20 protein-coding genes are annotated in these 16,731 nt (G+C 64.1%); 11 read left to right on the top strand and 9 right to left on the bottom strand.

What is annotated here, in order from left to right:
• Nucleotides 1-106 precede the first annotated feature (106 nt).
• Nucleotides 107-1,669, bottom strand: coding sequence for a glycosyltransferase family 39 protein (locus EN862_RS14160; RefSeq protein ID WP_245519626.1), 1,563 nt, complete (start codon nucleotides 1,667-1,669; stop codon nucleotides 107-109).
• Between the two features lie 406 nt (nucleotides 1,670-2,075).
• On the opposite strand from EN862_RS14160, the gene EN862_RS14165 reads away from it, so the two are divergent.
• Complete coding sequence (locus EN862_RS14165; protein ID WP_245519575.1) at nucleotides 2,076-2,621, top strand: DUF995 domain-containing protein; 546 nt, start codon at nucleotides 2,076-2,078, stop codon at nucleotides 2,619-2,621.
• Nucleotides 2,622-2,826: 205 nt separating this feature from the next.
• Here the strand turns inward: EN862_RS14165 and galE are convergent, their stop codons facing one another.
• The 4 genes from galE to EN862_RS14190 form a co-directional block, all read right to left on the bottom strand.
• Complete coding sequence (gene galE, locus EN862_RS14175; RefSeq protein WP_127864950.1) at nucleotides 2,827-3,954, bottom strand: UDP-glucose 4-epimerase GalE; 1,128 nt, start codon at nucleotides 3,952-3,954, stop codon at nucleotides 2,827-2,829.
• A complete protein-coding gene (locus tag EN862_RS14180; RefSeq protein ID WP_127864951.1) occupies nucleotides 3,951-5,009 on the bottom strand; it encodes a UDP-glucuronic acid decarboxylase family protein in 1,059 nt (352 codons plus the stop codon). Before EN862_RS14180 ends, galE begins: the two co-directional genes overlap by 4 nt.
• 481 nt (nucleotides 5,010-5,490) lie before the next feature.
• Complete coding sequence (locus EN862_RS14185) at nucleotides 5,491-5,844, bottom strand: hypothetical protein (protein ID WP_127864952.1); 354 nt, start codon at nucleotides 5,842-5,844, stop codon at nucleotides 5,491-5,493.
• A 250-nt stretch (nucleotides 5,845-6,094) separates the two neighbouring features.
• Nucleotides 6,095-6,553, bottom strand: coding sequence for a carboxymuconolactone decarboxylase family protein (locus EN862_RS14190; RefSeq protein ID WP_245519576.1), 459 nt, complete (start codon nucleotides 6,551-6,553; stop codon nucleotides 6,095-6,097).
• Nucleotides 6,554-6,688: 135 nt separating this feature from the next.
• On the opposite strand from EN862_RS14190, the gene EN862_RS14195 reads away from it, so the two are divergent.
• Genes EN862_RS14195 through EN862_RS14205 form a run of 3 tightly spaced genes read left to right on the top strand, consistent with a single transcriptional unit; the run spans nucleotide 6,689 to nucleotide 8,882 of the window.
• Nucleotides 6,689-7,306 (top strand): TetR/AcrR family transcriptional regulator, encoded by a 618-nt coding sequence (locus EN862_RS14195; protein ID WP_245519577.1) that lies wholly within the window; start codon nucleotides 6,689-6,691, stop codon nucleotides 7,304-7,306.
• Between the two features lie 39 nt (nucleotides 7,307-7,345).
• Nucleotides 7,346-7,975, top strand: a complete 630-nt coding sequence (locus tag EN862_RS14200; protein WP_127864954.1) for a hypothetical protein — start codon at nucleotides 7,346-7,348, stop codon at nucleotides 7,973-7,975.
• 58 nt (nucleotides 7,976-8,033) lie between these two features.
• On the top strand, nucleotides 8,034-8,882 hold the full coding sequence (locus tag EN862_RS14205) for a 23S rRNA (adenine(2030)-N(6))-methyltransferase RlmJ (protein ID WP_127864955.1): 849 nt from the start codon (nucleotides 8,034-8,036) through the stop codon (nucleotides 8,880-8,882).
• A gap of 14 nt (nucleotides 8,883-8,896) precedes the next feature.
• Here the strand turns inward: EN862_RS14205 and EN862_RS14210 are convergent, their stop codons facing one another.
• A complete protein-coding gene (locus tag EN862_RS14210) occupies nucleotides 8,897-9,652 on the bottom strand; it encodes a helix-turn-helix domain-containing protein (protein ID WP_127864956.1) in 756 nt (251 codons plus the stop codon).
• Between the two features lie 189 nt (nucleotides 9,653-9,841).
• Between EN862_RS14210 and EN862_RS14215 the strand changes: the two genes are divergently transcribed.
• The 4 genes from EN862_RS14215 (at nucleotide 9,842) to EN862_RS14230 (ending at nucleotide 11,858) form a co-directional block, all read left to right on the top strand.
• Nucleotides 9,842-10,264 (top strand): VOC family protein, encoded by a 423-nt coding sequence (locus tag EN862_RS14215; RefSeq protein WP_127864957.1) that lies wholly within the window; start codon nucleotides 9,842-9,844, stop codon nucleotides 10,262-10,264.
• A 36-nt stretch (nucleotides 10,265-10,300) separates the two neighbouring features.
• Entirely contained in the window at nucleotides 10,301-10,663 is a 363-nt protein-coding gene (locus EN862_RS14220; RefSeq protein ID WP_127864958.1) for a DoxX family protein, read from the top strand.
• Nucleotides 10,664-10,774: 111 nt separating this feature from the next.
• On the top strand, nucleotides 10,775-11,227 hold the full coding sequence (locus EN862_RS14225; protein ID WP_127864959.1) for a hypothetical protein: 453 nt from the start codon (nucleotides 10,775-10,777) through the stop codon (nucleotides 11,225-11,227).
• A 16-nt stretch (nucleotides 11,228-11,243) separates the two neighbouring features.
• Nucleotides 11,244-11,858: a LysE family translocator gene (locus EN862_RS14230; RefSeq protein WP_127864960.1), complete on the top strand. Its 615-nt coding sequence runs from the start codon at nucleotides 11,244-11,246 to the stop codon at nucleotides 11,856-11,858.
• Nucleotides 11,859-11,915: 57 nt separating this feature from the next.
• Here EN862_RS14230 and EN862_RS14235 read toward each other — a convergent pair whose 3' ends face one another.
• The 3 genes from EN862_RS14235 to EN862_RS14245 form a co-directional block, all read right to left on the bottom strand.
• Nucleotides 11,916-13,175 (bottom strand): RNA polymerase sigma factor, encoded by a 1,260-nt coding sequence (locus EN862_RS14235; protein ID WP_127864961.1) that lies wholly within the window; start codon nucleotides 13,173-13,175, stop codon nucleotides 11,916-11,918.
• Nucleotides 13,172-13,576 carry a YciI family protein gene (locus EN862_RS14240; RefSeq protein ID WP_127864962.1) on the bottom strand — a complete coding sequence of 135 codons (405 nt, stop codon included), beginning with the start codon at nucleotides 13,574-13,576 and terminating at the stop codon, nucleotides 13,172-13,174. The genes EN862_RS14235 and EN862_RS14240 overlap by 4 nt, the downstream gene beginning before the upstream one ends.
• A 179-nt stretch (nucleotides 13,577-13,755) precedes the next feature.
• Nucleotides 13,756-14,346, bottom strand: a complete 591-nt coding sequence (locus EN862_RS14245; RefSeq protein ID WP_127865465.1) for a TetR/AcrR family transcriptional regulator — start codon at nucleotides 14,344-14,346, stop codon at nucleotides 13,756-13,758.
• 103 nt (nucleotides 14,347-14,449) lie between these two features.
• On the opposite strand from EN862_RS14245, the gene EN862_RS14250 reads away from it, so the two are divergent.
• The 3 genes from EN862_RS14250 to EN862_RS14260 all read left to right on the top strand — a co-directional run bounded on the left by EN862_RS14250 (nucleotide 14,450) and on the right by EN862_RS14260 (nucleotide 16,621).
• Nucleotides 14,450-14,998 carry a DinB family protein gene (locus tag EN862_RS14250; RefSeq protein ID WP_127864963.1) on the top strand — a complete coding sequence of 183 codons (549 nt, stop codon included), beginning with the start codon at nucleotides 14,450-14,452 and terminating at the stop codon, nucleotides 14,996-14,998.
• Between the two features lie 383 nt (nucleotides 14,999-15,381).
• Entirely contained in the window at nucleotides 15,382-15,756 is a 375-nt protein-coding gene (locus tag EN862_RS14255; RefSeq protein WP_127864964.1) for a histone, read from the top strand.
• Nucleotides 15,757-16,024: 268 nt separating this feature from the next.
• The gene (locus tag EN862_RS14260; protein ID WP_127864965.1) at nucleotides 16,025-16,621 is read left to right on the top strand and encodes a glutathione S-transferase family protein; all 597 of its coding nucleotides are present in this window, start codon (nucleotides 16,025-16,027) and stop codon (nucleotides 16,619-16,621) included.
• Nucleotides 16,622-16,731: the final 110 nt, after the last annotated feature.

Consider the following 16,731-nt stretch of genomic DNA (forward strand, 5'->3'; position numbering starts at 1 on the left):
CGCCGCAACGTTCATCGCTACGCGGCCGTCCGCCGGCCGCTTGGCCCGCCGGTTGCCGCCGAAAGGCCAACCGCGTCGAGCGCATGGCCCGGCCTCAACGGCTCCCTCACGGGCGGGTGATCCTATAGACCAGCAGCGTATCCGAATCCACAAGCTTGGTTCCCGCCTTGTCGAGATAGCCTATGACCCCAGCGTGATGCTTCATAAACTGCCGGTCCTGATTGTCGGCGGCCTCCTTGGCAACGCCGAAGAGGTCTGCGCCCTGCGCGCGCAGATCCTCCAACTGAGCAATCGCGGTAGCATCGTCCTCGACGAACTTCGACCATTCCACGTCACCGCCGCCAGGCGGAAAAACCCAACCCCGTTGCCTGCTGTAATAAATGGCGACTGGGTCGCCGACGGCCGGGGCAATTGTAACGACGAGATCGTCGGGTTTGGCGACCCGCGCAAGCGCTTCGCCAAGCAGCTTTCCATTCGTGGCGACTGGCGCCTTCATCGTCTTGACGAGCGGAAAGGTCGAGAGGATGAGCGCCAACGTAGCGATGAAGATCGAGCGCAGGATGACGGCCGGGGTGAGCGCCGTTCCGGCGCCGAGCGTCGCCAGCACCAGCGCGCCACGGCCGCAGAACATCGCCAGCGGCACGTGGAAGATGTGGTAGTTCCATGGATTGCTGGTGATCTCGCGCGCCGCCGCGACATAGACGATCGCCGCCGCCGCGAGCCACACATAGGGAACGGCCGAAAGGACCCGCTCGCCGGTTTCTTCGCCGGGCTTGGGCGGCATCCAGAAGCCAACGGCGATCAGCGCCATGAACGGATAACCGTAGAACCACCAGACCGAGGTATTCCAGACCGACTTGAGGTAGAAACTGTTCTTGAAGAACGTCCAGAAGCCGGAATCCCAGATGTAGCCGCTGCCGGCGACATGGTAGGGCGGGTAGCTGCGGCCGAGATAGATGGCCCAGCCGAAATAGGCGGCAACGACCGCCAGGCTGATCAGCCCGCTGAACAGCACCCGCGTCGCCTGCCTGTAGCGCCGTTGGAGGATCCAGCAGACCGTCAGGAAGAAAATGACGGCGCCGGCGGCGAGCCCCGGCGGCTTGGCCAGCGCGCCAAGCGTGAAGCTCGCCGTTGCCAGCGGCAGCAGCCACGGCTTGCCGCCGACCCAGTATTTCACGAACAGCCACACGCCGAGTGTCACCAGCGCAAGCATCGATGGATCGGGCAGGAACGAACTGTCGATCATCGCCGGCCCGGGCATCAGCGCATAGGTAAGGGCTGCCGCGTGCGCATGCGCCTCATCCCAGCAAAGCGCGGTCAGCCTGTGCAACGAAAACACCGTCACCATGCCGAACAGCGCGGCGACCATGCGGCCGAACCAGTCGTGCCAGCCGAAGAGCTGGTAGAGCAGCGCGGTGATATAGCTGACGATCTGGAATTCCCGGCCCTGGTAGCTGGGTCCCGGGCCGGTCCAACTCACCTCGGGGAAGAAGATGTTCCAGCTGCGCTGCTGGAAATTGTCGGCCATCATCGCGGTGCTTGTCTCGCGCCAGCTGAAGGCATCGACCAGGGGCTGGGTGATGTCGTGAAAACGCGCGATGGCGGCAATCAGCAAGATCGCCAGCAGGATCGCGGTGTGGATGCGTGCTACGCCGACAGCCCGGCGCATGCCGGCAAGCCCCGCGCCTCGCAACTCACTCGTTTCCGCGCTGTCTAACATGTGGAGCAGCCCCCCGCCGAAGCTATTCTGGCGACATCCAATCGCCAAACAAGGTCAGACTATCACAACATTGTAATATCCCAGGTTAACTAACGTCTTGTAGTGATCACTTGAGCCTCGTTTCAGTTGACATCGCGCCGCGCGCGGCTGTTAATAGGTTCAAGGGCGCTGATCGCGCCGCATCGGGCCGACGGGCCCGGGCATGGCGACGGCTCGCGGAAGCCCGAAGAAACATCTTCCAGATCATGGTTCCTCGGCCCCACAGTATCGGGGTCGAGAGGGGGGTATCGATATGGGCACGCGCGTTGGAACGACAGTTGAAACCACATCGCCATGCGAACCGGGCCGACTTGAATTGAGCCAGCCCCATCGGCTTGCGAGAGGCGGCTGGCTGGTTGTGCTGCTGGCCGCCTGCGGCCAGATTGCTTTTAGCGGCGCCGCCGGCGCGGCTCCGGCAAAGAACAGCGCGCCGGTCGAGGCGGCCGTCAAGCCCGACATTGCTCCGACGGCTTTCGAGCTGCAGCTTCTCTATGCCGACCGCACCTGGAACTGGAAGAACGGCGCCGCCTATTTCGGAATGGACAGGCGCCTGCATGCCTGGACGAAGGGTGAGGATTCGCCCGCCGTCGGCGAGGGCCGCTGGCTGGTGACGGAAGACGGCAAGATGTGCATGGAACTTGCCTGGCGGTCCAAGACCTACTCCACCAAGCCGCGGCGTACCTGCTACAGCCATCGTGTCGACAAGGGCAAAATAGAGCAGCGCAAGGATCCCGACGGCACGTGGTATGATTTCAAGCACGCCAAGGACGATCCCGCCGACGAGCATCAGAAGTTCGAGGCGGGCAACACCAAGGGCGCGCAGTTCGATGAGGCCCGCAAGCTGATCGACAACAAGAGCTGAAGCAATTCCGAGAAAAGCGCGCGTTGAGTCCGGCGGTTTCGCCGTGGCCCTAACGCATGTCTCTCGAAAGTGAGAACCGGTTTCGGGATAAAGACATGCGTAAAATCAAAAAACCTAAAGCGCATGGAGCGAATCTGAAAGATCGCGACGCGCTTTAGTCCTGATTGCGCTCAGGCAACAAAAATGGAGGCTCGCTGAGATGGCCTTAGCCGAACTCAGCGAGCCCACGCCCCGACACATTACTCACAGGGCCGACCGCCGGCCTTGCGGGCCGGCGTTTCTGATTGGCGTTTGCTCCGCGCGGCGCGCGCAACGCGCGCGGTATGGCGGCCGAAGCGCCGGAATCGCGCAAGGCCGGGCCGAGCCCGAAGAAGGGTGCGGCCGTCCTCACGATGGTGTCGATGTCGGAAAGTTGCGCCACGAAGCCCAGCTGTTCGCGGGCAAGGCCGGGGTCGGCGAAAAGCCCTGCCGGATCGCCAGGCCGGCGCGCCCTGTACATGACCGGGACCGGCCGCGATGTGATGCGCTCGACCGCCTCCATGATCTGCCTGATCGAGACCCCGCGGCCGGTGCCAAGGTTGACCGCAAGACTTGTGCCGCCGGCCTCCAGATGCATGAGGGCCTTGAGATGCGCCCGGGCGAGGTCGCTGACATGGATGTAGTCGCGCACGCAGGTGCCGTCCGCGGTCTGGTAGTCGGTGCCGAAGACCTCGATCGCCTCGATCATGCCGGACGCCGCCATCAACACCCTGGGGATGAGATGGGTTTCCGGCGTATGCCATTCGCCAAGCTCGCCGTCGGGATCGGCGCCGCAGGCGTTGAAGTAACGCAGGATTGCGTATTTCGTGCCGTAGGCCGAGGCATGGTCCCTGATGATTTGTTCGCCCATCAGCTTGCTGCGGCCGTAGGGGCTGATCGGGTTCTGCGATGAGGTCTCGCGCACGGGCAGCGCCTCGGGCATGCCATAGGTCGCGCAGCTGGAGGAGAAGATGATGTTGCCGATGCCGTTCGCCCGCGCGGCCTCGAGCACGGCGATGGTGCCGGCGACATTGACCGAATAGTAGTCCGCGGGGTCGCTGACCGACTCGCCGACATAGGCGAGCGCGGCGAAATGGACGATCGCCTGCGGCCTGTGGATGGCGATGGCCCGTTCGAGCGCGCCGCGGTCGCGGATATCGCCGACCACCAGCGGACCCCAGGCCACAGCCTTCTCGTTGCCGCGGCTGAGATTGTCGTAGACCACCGGCAGGTAGCCGGCCGCCGCCAGCTGCTTGCAGGTGTGGCTGCCGATGAAGCCGGCGCCGCCTGTCACGAGGATGGGGCGGGCACTCATAGCGCGAAAGCCTCGCCGGAGGACAGATGGTCGCCGCGTGACGTCCCGGGCTGCCGGCGGCCCAGCAAGGCTTCGAAATAGCTGGCGGTGTAGGCCAGCCCCTCGCTCAGTGCGACCTTTGGCTTCCAGCCGAGCTGCTGCTCGGCGAAGCTGATATCGGGCCGGCGCTGCCGGGGATCGTCGACCGGCAGCGGCCTGTGCACGATCCGCGAGCGGGAATTGGTGCAATCGAGGACGAGCTCGGCCAGCTCCATGACGGTGAACTCGCCGGGGTTTCCGAGGTTGACCGGATGGTTTGGCGCGGTCGGCAACCGCATCAGCCGCACAAACCCTTCGATGAGGTCGTCGACATAGCAGAAGGAGCGCGTCTGCGTGCCGCTGCCATAGACGGTGATGTCGTCCCCGCGCAGTGCCTGGACGATGAAATTGGACACCACGCGACCGTCATCGGGTCGCATGCGCGGCCCATAAGTGTTGAAAATCCGCGCGACCCGGATATCGAGGCCGTAGGTTCTCGCATAGTCGAAAAACAGCGTTTCGGCCGACCGCTTGCCTTCGTCGTAGCAGGCGCGCGGGCCGTGCGTGTTGACGTTGCCGAAATAACCTTCAGGCTGCGGATGCACCAGCGGATCGCCGTAGACCTCGGAGGTCGAAGCCTGGAATATCTTGGCGTTGTGGCGCCGGGCAAGTTCCAGAAGGTTGATTGCCCCGAGCACGCTGGTCTTGAACGTGTGGATGGGATCGGCCTGATAGTGTGGCGGGGACGCCGGGCAGGCGAGGTTGTAGATCTCGTCGACGGCGATATCCATCGGCAAGGCGTCGACAACGTCATGGCTGATGCAGGTGAAGGCGGCGTCGTGCGCGATGCTGCCTAGATTGTATCTTTTGCCGGTGTGGAAATTGTCCAGGGCGATGACTTCATAGCCGTCCGCAAGCAGTCGCTCGCACAAATGAGAACCCAGGAATCCCGCTCCGCCGGTGACCAGGGCCCGGCCGCGATCGATGCTCTTTCGACCCGATCGAACCGGCTTCAGAACCTTGATGACCCTATTCATGGCAACCTCGTACGCACACACGCTACCGTTCCGGGACGGGCTGCGCCCGACCAGGTCACGAAGGCGATTCCTCCGCATATGCAGAACCGCCTGCACTGATGTGCGTCATAATTTTCTGAGTTCGCGGGGCTTGTTGCTCTGCGGCTTGTCTTCGCCGCTAAGCGTCTCTTACGCCCCTATATCGCGATCCACGAGTCGGTTGCCACCACCGCAGACTGCTCGCCCAAATTGCACACCCAACACATACAAAGATATACCTGTGTCAGGGGTAGTCAACTAAATTAGCGTTTTTTTAACCTAACGTCTTTGCGATTGGTTAACCAAGGAGGGAGGCGCATAGGGCTCGCCAGCGGTGAGACGTTGCTCCGGAAAGCTTTGTAACCGGCGCCGCACTCATCGAATTGCGGAAGCATACCGCGGAGGCCTCGGCGTCATCTCTGAAGCCGCCAAGCAACGTGGATCGAAGATCGCCGCGCCGTATCTAGATGTTCTCGGCGAGCGCTCCGGCACTTCTGGCGAAGCAATGCGACTGCTGTCCAAAGCCGCTCGGGCCGCAAATAAAATCAGCGTTCCCAAGATAAGGATTGACCCTTACCACAGGCGCCGAGCGAGACGGGCTCTCTGTATGGATGTGTCGGGTTGGTTTCAAGTCGATCAAGGCGGCATTGCCGCTTTGCGACACGCTGAATGAGCTCGACTGACCGAAGTTGAAGTATTGGCAACCGGTAGTCGCCAACAACGCACCCAGGACAAAAAGACGGGGCAGGGCCTTGATCGGAATGCGAAAATTTTTGTTGAGGCAGGGTCGGCTTAAGCCTCGATAGGCCATCAGCATGAAGTAAAGTCCCCTCAAGCGCGCGGCGCTTATGTTCGAATCATGATCAGCCGCCCACCCAAACTCATTATGGCAACTTGGTTAATTTAGCGATAGCTGTTTGACCGCTTGCACGGTTTTTTCTGTTGTCGCCAGAGGGAAGGACGACTTGACGCTGGACATCCCGTCCGGTGCCGGCAAACCGTGGCAACAAAACGGCCCGCGTCGCCGCGGGCCATTTTTTCACCTTCCGTACCTCGTGCCCGAACCCTTACTCTCCGCCCATCTCCTTCTTGAAGGTCTCGAAGTCGACCTGCATGCCGTTGAAGATGGTGCTCCAGTGGCGCGTCAGCGCCGCCATTGTCACGGCTTCCTGGATTTCCTCGTCGGTGGCGCCGGCGCGCTTGGCGTCCTGAGTGTCGGACCAGATGCAGTAGCTGCAGGGGATCTGCGCCGCGACCGCGAGCGAGATCAGCGACTTCACCTTCGGCGGCAGCGCCGTCTTGTCGCTGAGCTCGATGGCCTTGACCTCGGCCCATGCGCCGGGCAGACCGGCTTTCGGGAACTGTTTGACGAAGCTCGGCACGCCGCCCATCGTCGACTGGATATCCTTGAGGGTGGCGTCGTAATCATCGGCATGGGCGGGCGCGGAAACCAGCACCGCGGCCAATATGGAAGCCGCGGCGAGCGAAGCGGAACGAAGGCAGGAATGCATGCGAATGACGGACATGAAGTTCTCCTCTGGTTTTTGTTAGCCTTACGATGTAAGGTAAGTGAACGATGAACCTTACAGTGTAAGTTGTCAAGCGCCGCCATGGATGCACCCGGCAAAAAAAAGCGACCCCGCGGAAAGCTCTCCCGCGAGATGATCGAGGACGCCGCCTTCGAGGTGATCGAGCGGGAAGGGCTGTCCGGCTTTTCGATGCGCAAGCTCGCCGCCAGGCTCGGCTGCGAGGCGATGAGCATCTATCACCACTTTCCCTCGCAGGCGCATCTCTACGAGGCGCTGGTCGACCGGCAGATGAGCGGGCTTGTCATTCCCGACGACAGCCTGCCCTGGCGCGAACGGGCCCGCGTCGGCATGCAGGAGTTCCGCCGTGTCGCCACCGAGCACCCGGCCTTTGCGCCTTTTATCGTCGTCTACCGCATGAACTCGCCGCCTTGCCTTGCCAAGCTCAACGCCATCATCGGCCTGTTCGAGGATGGCGGCTTCGGTCCCGAGCTCAGCGCTCGCCTGTTCCGCGCCGCCGGCTACTATCTGATGGGCGCGATCCTCGACGAGACGGCCGGCTACGCCAAGGGGCCTTCTGCGGTCACCACGGTCAGCGACGAGGAACTGGCGCGCGACTATCCGAGCGTTGTGAAGGCCGGCGCCTATTTCGGCGCCGCGGATTTTGACAAGACATTCGAGCTTGGCCTGGAAATGTTTCTGGACGAGATGGAGCGGGTCCGCGAAGCTGCCCGAGACCAACGCCGCTCGTAAGAAATGGCTGCCGACCGAAGAAACCAGCCAAGGGTTTGAATGCGCTTCCTCTCTGTCCTTCTCCTCATCGCCGGCGCCGCCATCGGTATCTTCTATCCCTGGGCGATGAGCAATTTTTCCGGCCACGCCATCGGCACTTATCGCGTTTATGAGGGTGGCCGTTTCCGGCCGGCCACCGTGCAGCTTGCCGCAAGCGATGCGCCGGTGCGGGTGCTGGTCGACTTGACCGCGCGGGCAGAGCGCGTCGCGGGCCAGCAGCGCACGGTGCTGACGCTGACGGCTGCGAGCGGCGGCCGCACGGCGCTGGCCTCGACGCTCTCCTTCAACCATACCGACAATCCGCGCCAGGTCAGTCCGCAACTGCCCGACAAGATCTTTCGCGACGAGGCCGGCGTCATCGACAGGGTCACGCCCGGCCCTTACGTCTTCACCGTTGGCCCGGGCGATGCCGATGGCATCGACATGCGCGCGGTCGATCTCATCCTGCGCGCCGGTACCGGCTCGATCGACGAGCGCGCTGAGCCGGCCGGCTATACGCTGATGGGCGTCGGCCTTGCCGGACTGGTGCTGTCGCTGGCCTTTGGCCGCCGCGGTGGCGGGTCTCCGCAAAATCCCAATTCGCAGCCGCCACCGCCGCGCTGGGGCCGCAACGGTTCGCCACGAGCATGATGCCGAAAAGTGTGAAGCGGTTTTCGGCCGACATCATGCTCTTCAGAGTGAGGCGCGCATGAATTATCGCCACGCCTACCACGCCGGCAATTTCGCCGATGTCGTCAAGCATGCCGTGCTTGCGCGCCTCGTCGAGTATCTCAAGCAGAAGGACAAGGCCTTCCGCGTCATCGATACCCATGCCGGGATTGGCCGCTATGATCTTGCCTCTGCGGAGGCCGGCAAGACCGGTGAGTGGCAGGGCGGCATCGGTCGGCTGGTGGAGGCGACGCTCGAGCCGCAAGCTGCGGCGCTGCTTCAGCCCTACCTAGAAGCGGTGCGCGCGCAAAATCCAGACGGCGGCCTCAAGCACTATCCCGGCTCGCCGCTGATCGTTCGCCATCTCCTGCGCAACCAGGACCGGCTGACGGCGGTCGAACTGCACCCGCAGGATGCCGCGCGGCTCAAATCGGTTTTCGCCGGCGATTTCCAGGCAAGAGTGATCGAGCTCGACGGCTGGCTGGCGCTGGGCGCACAACTGCCGCCGAAGGAAAAGCGCGGCTTGGTCCTCATCGATCCGCCCTTCGAGGAGGAAGGCGAGTTCTCCCGTCTGGTCGATGGCCTGCGCAAGGCGCACCGGCGCTGGCCGGGTGGCATCTATGCGCTCTGGTATCCGATCAAGGATCGCAGGGCGGTGACAGCCTTCCGCGCGGCGCTGAAGGAGACCGGCATTCCAAAGCAGCTCGACATTGCCTTCGAGATACGGCCCGGCTCGGATGAGCCCAGCCTCGACGGCAGCGGGCTGGTGGTGGTCAATCCGCCCTACACGCTGGAAGGCGAATTGAAGGTCCTGTTGCCCGCCCTGCACAAGGTGCTCGCCGTCCGGCAGCCGTCGCGCTGGACCTGCGATTGGCTGGCGGGCGAGTAAGGCGCCTGCGTTCCTTACGCCAGCGCCGAGGGCGTCACGCCGGTCAGCCGCCGGCTTTCACGGATCAGGTGCGCCTGGTCGGCATAGCCGGCCTCGATGGCGAGCAGCGCGGTCGAGGCTTCGCCCTGCTGCCGCTGCATGCGACGGAAGCGGTGGAAGCGCAGGATGCGGTCGAGCGTTTTGGGGCCATAGCCGAAAGCGTCCTCGAAACGCCGGCGCAGCGTCCGCTCGCTCATATGCAGCTGGCGTTGCAGGAACGGAACCAGCGGCGTTTCCGGCGGCAAACCTTCGTCGATGACGTCGAAGGCCCGGCCCATCTGCCGGTCGAGCGCAGCGCGTCCTTCCGTGTGCGCGCCAATCGTCTCCTCCAGGCACCCAACCAGATCGGCGAGGTTGGGCGTCGGTCTGATACGGTCTGAAAGCTCGCGGCTGCGCGTGCCCCATAATTCGCCGAGACCAAGCCGTCCGCCGACAATCTCGCCGGCCGGCACGCCGAGCCATCCCGCGGCCGCGCCCGGCCGGAAGCGGAAGCCGACGATCACCGCCCCGGCGGCAGGTGTCTCGATTTGCGGCTCCTTGTCCGGCCCGGCCACGCGAAAGCGGCCGTCGATCCATTGCAGGTCGATCGTCGCGTCCGGGGTGATGACGATGGGTGGAACGCCTCGCTCGTCCATGCGGTGAACCCAGACCGCACAGAAGGCGTCGGCCAGGCCGCGAGGGGCGGGTCGTTCCCGGAAGAAGCCGGTGGTCTGTGCCAGGACCGGTTCCATTCTGTCTCCGATCTGCTCCGCTGATTTTCTCTTGCGGATCGGTGCGACGGCCATCCTTGGCCGAAATCTTCAATGCCGGGCACTTCATCCATGGCAGAACAGACGCAGCCTGCTGGCGCCCATCGGCGCCTTTGCCAAACCACATCCGATTTCGGACGTTGGTCACGAATATAGAAAGGAGTGAGAGAAATGAAAGCTCGCATCACCGTATTGACGCTCGGCGTCGACGATCTGGAGGCCTCGCTCAAATTCTATCGCGACGGTCTCGGCCTGCCGACCGAGGGCATCATCGGCCGCGAATTCGAGCATGGCGCCGTCGCCTTCTTCGATCTCGCGGGCGGCCTGAAATTCGCCATCTACGAGCGCGCCAGCATCGCCTGGGATGCCACGGTGCCGCAAAGCGGCCGCAGCCCGACCGAATTGACCATCGGCCACAATGTCGGCAGCGAGGCGCAGGTCGACGCGGTGATGGCAGAGGCCGTCAAGGCTGGGGCGCGCGTGGTCAAGCCGGCGCAGAAAACCTTCTGGGGCGGCTATGCCGGGTACTTCCAGGATCCCGACGATCATCTGTGGGAGGTCGTCTACAACCCGGTCTTCATCCCCGAGGACTGAACGGAACGAAGCACATCGTCGAGAGAAGAGGCCGCCATGCCTGTTCAAATGATCCAAGCTGTCGGCGCTCTCCTCATCGGCGGCGTGTTCGTCTTCGCCGGCGTGGAGCATTTCCTCAAATTCGGGGCGATGCGCGATTATCTGGCCGTGCAGAAATTTCCGGCTCCGGCGCTGATGCTGGCCGCCGGTTCGGCGGTCGAGATCATCGCGGGTTTCCTGCTTGCCGTTGGCATGGCCCGGCCCTTCGCCGCCGTCGCGCTGGTCCTCTTCACCCTGGCGACGAACCTCATGCTGCTGCGCTTCTGGGCGAGCGCCGAGCCGGAGCGCCAGGTGCTGCGCAATGCGTTCCTGATCAACATCGCCGTCGTCGGCGGCCTGCTGCTTGCCGGCACGGTCTGATTTGCCGGCGACTTTCGGAACGAAGCTTTGCGGAAACCATTGTTTTGCCACCCGCTTGACCGCCGCCAAGCGAATCCGCACAGTGCGTGCAACCGACCCTGAGAGGCTGTCATGACTCGCTTCGCCCATTCCGCTCTTGCCGCGCTGGTTGCGCTGTCCACTCCCTTCGCCGCTCCGCTGGGCTTCACCCAGGCGGCGCGGGCCGCCGACCTTTCCGTCTACAGCGGCGACGATGGCAGCGTCTGCGGCGAAAGCTGGGTGCTGAGCAAGATCACCGACCGCTTCTCCTATCAGGTGCATCACGTGCCGCATCTGCCGGATGTCGCGATCACTGATTTCCGCAACATCCGCCAGCATCGCTATGAGCCGGCGAGCGACGAGTGGCCGATCGGCCGCCACTATTGCCGCGCCACCGTCAACCTGTCCGACGGCCGCGACCGCTCGATCTTCTACCTGATCGAGGAAGGCCAGGGCTTTGCCTCGATCGGCGACAATGTCGAGTTCTGCGTCTTGGGCTTCGACCGCTGGCTGGTCTATAACGGCCGCTGCCGCGTGCTGCGCTGAGGCGGCGCTGACGGGCATGGATATCACGACGCTGCTTGCCTTCGCGGCTGCATTCTTCGTGTTTGCCGCCAGCCCCGGCCCGGACAACATGACGATTGTCGCCCGCACGATCTCCAGCGGTGCCGCGTCGGGCATCGCCTATGGGGCCGGGACGGTGGTCGGCATCCTCATCTTTCTGGTGCTCGCCACCTTCGGGCTGTCGATCGTCGCGGCCAAGATGGCGGTCGTCATGACCGTGCTTCGCTATGGCGGCGCGGCCTATCTGATCTGGATGGGCATCAGGTTGTGGACCGCCATTCCCGTGGTGCCGGCATCGCAGCCGGTATCGAACCGGCGCGGCTTGCTGGCGACCTTCGCCACCGGCATCGCGCTCAACCTCGGCAATCCGAAGATGCCGCTGTTCTATGTCGCGCTGCTGCCCAACGTGGTCGGCGCGTCGCTCAACACAGGCGATCTTGGCGTGTTGGCGACGGTGATCCTGATTGTCGAGGCCGTGGTCATCGGCGGACATGTCCTGCTCGCCGGCCGCGCCCGCGGCCTCTTGCGCACACCAGCGATCGTGCGCCGCGTAAACCGCGCCGCCGGTGGCGTGATGATCGGCGCCGGCGTGGCCGTGGTCGCCACGCGCTGACAGATGCCGGTTCAATGGCTGCTGATGGACAGCTGAGCTAGGCGCTGTCCCGCCGGCCTATCCTGAGTTGGTTTCACCGCCATCAGCCCGCGCGAGCAGCAGTGCGCGTTCCCGCTCATTGCCCGTCAGCCCGGCGGCGCGGCGGAATTCGGCGCGGGCTTCGTCTATCCGTCCGAGCTTCGCCAGAAGGTCGCCGCGCACCGTGGGCAACAAATGCGTATCCTTGAGCCGAGGTTCGTCCCGCAGCGCGTCGGCGATCGCCAACCCTTGCGCCGGCCCGAACGCCATGCCGGCAGCGACCGCCCGGTTGACCTCGACGATGGGCGAGGGCGCTGCAAGCGCAAGCGCCTGGTAGTATGCGGCGATGGCAATCCAGTCGGTGTCGGCCGCGCTTACGGCGCGCGCATGGCAGGCGGCGATCATCGCCTGCAGCTGATAGGGGCCAGGTGTCGGCGTCAGCGCCATCGCGCGGTTCAGCCCGTCGAGGCCGCGCCGGATCAGCGACCAGTCCCAGCGGCTGCGGTCCTGGTCGAGCAGAAGGACCGGGTTGCCCGTCGCGTCGATGCGGGCGCCAAAGCGCGACGCGCTGAGTTCCATTAGGGATAGCAGTGCAATCGCCTCGGGCTGCTCAGGCATCAGCGTCGCGAGCAGGCGGCCGAGGCGCATCGCCTCGTTGCTGAGATCGGCGCGCAGCCAGTCCGGTCCGGAGGAAGCGACATAGCCTTCGTTGAAGATCAGGTAGATCACCTCCAGCACGGCGCCGAGGCGCTCGCCCCGCTCCTGCCCGCGCGGCGTTTCGAAGGCGATGCCCGCATCGCGCAGCGTCCTTTTGGCGCGCACGATGCGCTGGGCGACGGTTGCCTCGGGCACCAGGAAGGCGCGCGCGATCTGAGGCGTAGACAGCCCGCCCAGCATCCTGAGCGCAAGCGCCGCGCGCTGTTCGGGCGGCAGCACCGGATGGCAGGCGGTGAAGATCAGCCGCAACAGATCGTCGTCGATGTCCTCGTCCAGCGCCGCCTCGATGTCGGGCATCTCGCGCTCCAGCTCGGCGAGGTCGACGGCCAGCTGGCGATGCTTGCCGTCGATCAGCACTGTGCGGCGCAGCCGGTCGAGCGCCCGGTTGGTGGCGACCCGGGTCAGCCAGGCGGCCGGATTGTGTGGAATGCCTTCCCCGGGCCAGCGTTCCAGCGCTAGCACGAAAGCATCCTGCACCACCTCTTCGGCCAGCCCGACATCGCGCAAATAGCGGGTGAGCCTGGCGGCGAGCTTTGGTTGCTCGATCCGCCAGACCGCTTCGATCGCCGCTGTGGCGGTCAACCCTTCAGCTCGCCGAACCCTTCGGCGGCTTTCTGGACGTCCTCGGGAAAATCGTTCATCTCGAAAACGCGCCGGACCTCGATGACGTCGTCCTCGCCGGCGGGGCAGCGGCGCGCCCATTCCACGGCTTCCTCGGGCGAGCGCACATCGATCACCCAGTAGCCGCCAAGCACTTCCTTGACCTCCGCGAACGGGCCGTCGGTGACCGTCGGCTTGCCGCCCTTGAAGGAGACCCGCGCGCCCGAGGACGGTGGATGCAGCCCGTCGAGCGCGAGCAGCACGCCGGCCCGCTTCAACTCTTCATTGTATTTCATCATCGTCGCCACGGCTTCCGCTTCGGGCCTGACGTCGGGAGCCGCGGTCGCGTAGCCGCCGGGGATCATCAGCATCATGAAACGCATCGGTGTGTTGTCCTTCGTTGCTTGGTTGCGATGATACGACGAACGGGGATCGGCGGAATCGACAGGCGATGCGAATTATTTCGCGATGCCGGCGACCGGGCGAAGTGGCGCGGCGGTACGCGAGCCGGAGCCAGCCTCGTTCGCTGGCGCTGTCTCACGCGGCCTTGCCGCCTGACAGGTCAGGTAGCCCGGCTACCTGACAGATAAGCAGCGATCAGCTCGACGAGCTGCTTCTGCAATTCCGGCGCGTCGAGCATGTTGCGCCGCGCCGCGTTGTGGATCACGCCCTCGACCGCCGAGGAGAGCACGCGCGCCATCGTCTCGATATCCTTGCGGCGTCTGCGGTACTGCGCGACGGCCGTGGCGTAATGTTCGAGATAGCGCGCCTGGAACGAGGCATGCGCGGCGCGCGAGCCGCGGTCGCCGGGAGCCTCGTCGAGCAGCACCTGGTGCAGCGTCGGATGGATCGAGTGCGCGCCGATCATGCCGCGCACCAGCTCGCGCGCGAATTGCCTGAGCGGCTTCTCCTCCGCCGACGCTTGGCTGATCACCGACAGCACATGATCGAAGTGACGGCGCCGGATCGCTTCGACCAAAGCGAGCTTGTCGGGGAAATATTGATAGAGCGAGCCGATGCTGACTCCCGCCGCCTCGGCCACCTTGTTGGTGGAAAAGCCGGCCCAGCCGAGCTCGCTCAGAACCTGAGCACCAGCCTCGATGATCGCCTCGACGGTGGCGATCGAACGTGCCTGGCGCGGTTGCTTGCGCATGCGCGCGGCCGGCTTGGCAATGCGAGTAGACATGCTGGCCCGTCTCCCGAGAATATGAAGAGGATACTCACATTCATTTCACCAACGCAAATGGGCCGCAAAGATGAGTGCCAAGACCTTGCTGAAGAGCCTGCTTGCCTACCAGGCCTGGGCGAACGATGAGCTCGTGGAGACGCTTGCCGGATTGGATCCGTCTCACGGCGCCGGAGAGCGACACGCCGCGATCCGCCTGATGAACCACATCCATGTCGTGTCGCGGATCTTTGCCGCGCATCTGAAAGGCGTGGCCCACGGCTATGCGAGCGACAATACGCCGGACACACCCGAGCCGCGCGCGCTGCGCGCCGCCCTTGCCGAGATCGATCGCTGGTATCTCGACTATCTCGAAACCATTTCGAAGCTGGCACTTGCCGAGCCGATCGCCTTCACCTTCACCGACGGCGACAAGGGCTGCATGACGCGGCAGGAGATGCTGACCCATGTCGTCCTGCACGGCGGCTACCATCGCGGCGAGGTCGGCCGCATGCTGGCCGGGATCGCGGTCTCGCCGCCCTGGGATACCTACGCCGTGCACCTGCACCGGGCCGAGCCGGCGCGCCGCCTGCGGGGCGAACGCAAGTCGATCGAGATCGGCGGTGGGTCCAGAATATGAGCTTGAAGCTCACTTTCAAACTCGTAAGCTTTGACCGTCCCGCATGGCCGGTTCATCTGTAGATGTTTTCGCTGGACAAGATGAAGCCGGTGTTCGGCAGCGTGTTCTCTATTGTGAGCACTCCGCTCACATTACGGTATAAGATTGTGCCGCGGATGGATGGATCATCGGGCGATAGAAGTCGGGCTAAAATCTGTGCGCCGGGCCGTCACTTCGAAAGTGACAGATTCGCTCACAATTTTTCCATGAGATGCATCTTCGTGTAACCAAAATTCAATAACTGAAAATCATTGTGTTGCTTCGCTGGCTAGACAGTCGCGAGTCAGATATGCATGAGCATGCCGGGTCACTCACGACCTTAGGCAAAACGCAAGGGGCATCGCATGGCAAAGACCACAACCAAGGCGCCGGCGGCGAAAGCGCCGGCAAAGAAGCCGGCAGCTAAGGCTGCCGCGAAACCTGCAGCAGTGAAGAAGGCAGCGGCACCGAAGGCAGCCGCCAAGGCTCCGGCCAAGGCAGCAGCGAAGCCGGCCGCGAAGGCAGCGGCAAAGCCCGCCGCCAAGGCAGCGGCAAAGCCGGCGGCGAAGCCGGCCGCGAAGGCAGCGGCAAAGCCCGCCGTGAAGGCAGCAGCAAAGCCTGCCGCCAAGAAGCCGGCAGCGAAGGCCGCGGCCAAGGCTCCGATGAAGGCCGCCGCCGCCAAGGCTCCGGCAGCCGTGAAGAAGGCAGCTCCGGCGAAGAAGCCGGCCGCCAAGAAGTAATCGCGTAGCTTCGCTTGGCGAACCGCAACGGGTGAGGGCGGGTGCCACCGGGCACCCCTCTCGCCAATTCGGTGTGACAGCGAGCGGAGTCGGAGCGGACGCTCCTCCTAAAGCTCTCGGAAATTTGCCAGCAGGCAAACCTTCCGGGAGCTTTTTTGTTGCCGCGTCCGCGCCGGCAGGACGTGGCCAATCCGGATCAGCTTTGCTGGGCCGTTGCCCAGGAGGTTCCATTCGGTCAACAGTGGGGCAGACAACTGGGAAATCGATCATGCCGAAACTGCTCTATGCTTCCACGTCCCCCTACAGTTCGAAGGTCCGCATGGCGGCCGTCTACGCCGGCATCGCCATCGATCTCGTGCCGGTCAAGACGGAGGACAAGCCCGCCGAACTGATCTCGGCCAATCCGCTCGGCAAGATCCCGGTGCTGGTGCTTGAGGATGGCCGCTCGGTCCATGACAGCCGCGCTATTACCCAGCATCTCAACCGGCTGTCGAAGAACGCGCTGTTCCCGCGCAATCCCGACAAGCGGCTCGAGACGGAAGTTCTCGAGGCGCTGGCCGACGGCATTTGCGACTGCGCGCTGTCGATGGTCTATGAGCGGCGCACGCGGCCCGAGGCGATGGTCTATCAGCCCTGGCTCGACCGCCAGTGGGGCAAGATCACCGCAGCGCTCGACCTCATCAACGCCAACCCGCCCAAGCTGCCGAAGAAGATCACCGCCGGCCACATGGCGCTGCGCGCCACACTTGGCTATCTGTCGCTGCGCTTTTCGGGCCAATGGGAGAAGGGCCGCAGCCGCCTGGTCCGCTGGGCCGCAAGGTTTGATGAGAAGTTTCCGGAACTGAAGAGCAGCGTGCCCGGGTAGATACAGCCAATCTCCCCCCTTGTGGGGGAGATTGGCAGCTTCGGCCTCGCGCCCACCTTGAACCCCACCCCCTTCCATGCTTGCCTGATGTCCCCCAGAACGCGGAGGTG

The organism is Mesorhizobium sp. M2E.F.Ca.ET.219.01.1.1 (genome assembly GCF_004016445.2).
GTDB lineage: Bacteria > Pseudomonadota > Alphaproteobacteria > Rhizobiales > Rhizobiaceae > Mesorhizobium.

What these genes read in the sequence shown, in the direction of transcription:
- EN862_RS14160 (WP_245519626.1), bottom strand. Translation starts at nt 1,669, where the DNA reads ATGCGCCGGGCTGTCGGCGTAGCACGCATCCACACCGCGATCCTGCTG.
- galE (WP_127864950.1), bottom strand. Translation starts at nt 3,954, where the DNA reads ATGAGTGCCCGCCCCATCCTCGTGACAGGCGGCGCCGGCTTCATCGGC.
- EN862_RS14180 (WP_127864951.1), bottom strand. Translation starts at nt 5,009, where the DNA reads ATGAATAGGGTCATCAAGGTTCTGAAGCCGGTTCGATCGGGTCGAAAG.
- EN862_RS14185 (WP_127864952.1), bottom strand. Translation starts at nt 5,844, where the DNA reads ATGCTGATGGCCTATCGAGGCTTAAGCCGACCCTGCCTCAACAAAAAT.
- EN862_RS14190 (WP_245519576.1), bottom strand. Translation starts at nt 6,553, where the DNA reads ATGTCCGTCATTCGCATGCATTCCTGCCTTCGTTCCGCTTCGCTCGCC.
- EN862_RS14195 (WP_245519577.1), top strand. Translation starts at nt 6,689, where the DNA reads ATGATCGAGGACGCCGCCTTCGAGGTGATCGAGCGGGAAGGGCTGTCC.
- EN862_RS14200 (WP_127864954.1), top strand. Translation starts at nt 7,346, where the DNA reads ATGCGCTTCCTCTCTGTCCTTCTCCTCATCGCCGGCGCCGCCATCGGT.
- EN862_RS14205 (WP_127864955.1), top strand. Translation starts at nt 8,034, where the DNA reads ATGAATTATCGCCACGCCTACCACGCCGGCAATTTCGCCGATGTCGTC.
- EN862_RS14210 (WP_127864956.1), bottom strand. Translation starts at nt 9,652, where the DNA reads ATGGAACCGGTCCTGGCACAGACCACCGGCTTCTTCCGGGAACGACCC.
- EN862_RS14215 (WP_127864957.1), top strand. Translation starts at nt 9,842, where the DNA reads ATGAAAGCTCGCATCACCGTATTGACGCTCGGCGTCGACGATCTGGAG.
- EN862_RS14220 (WP_127864958.1), top strand. Translation starts at nt 10,301, where the DNA reads ATGCCTGTTCAAATGATCCAAGCTGTCGGCGCTCTCCTCATCGGCGGC.
- EN862_RS14225 (WP_127864959.1), top strand. Translation starts at nt 10,775, where the DNA reads ATGACTCGCTTCGCCCATTCCGCTCTTGCCGCGCTGGTTGCGCTGTCC.
- EN862_RS14230 (WP_127864960.1), top strand. Translation starts at nt 11,244, where the DNA reads ATGGATATCACGACGCTGCTTGCCTTCGCGGCTGCATTCTTCGTGTTT.
- EN862_RS14240 (WP_127864962.1), bottom strand. Translation starts at nt 13,576, where the DNA reads ATGCGTTTCATGATGCTGATGATCCCCGGCGGCTACGCGACCGCGGCT.
- EN862_RS14245 (WP_127865465.1), bottom strand. Translation starts at nt 14,346, where the DNA reads ATGCGCAAGCAACCGCGCCAGGCACGTTCGATCGCCACCGTCGAGGCG.
- EN862_RS14250 (WP_127864963.1), top strand. Translation starts at nt 14,450, where the DNA reads ATGAGTGCCAAGACCTTGCTGAAGAGCCTGCTTGCCTACCAGGCCTGG.
- EN862_RS14255 (WP_127864964.1), top strand. Translation starts at nt 15,382, where the DNA reads ATGGCAAAGACCACAACCAAGGCGCCGGCGGCGAAAGCGCCGGCAAAG.
- EN862_RS14260 (WP_127864965.1), top strand. Translation starts at nt 16,025, where the DNA reads ATGCCGAAACTGCTCTATGCTTCCACGTCCCCCTACAGTTCGAAGGTC.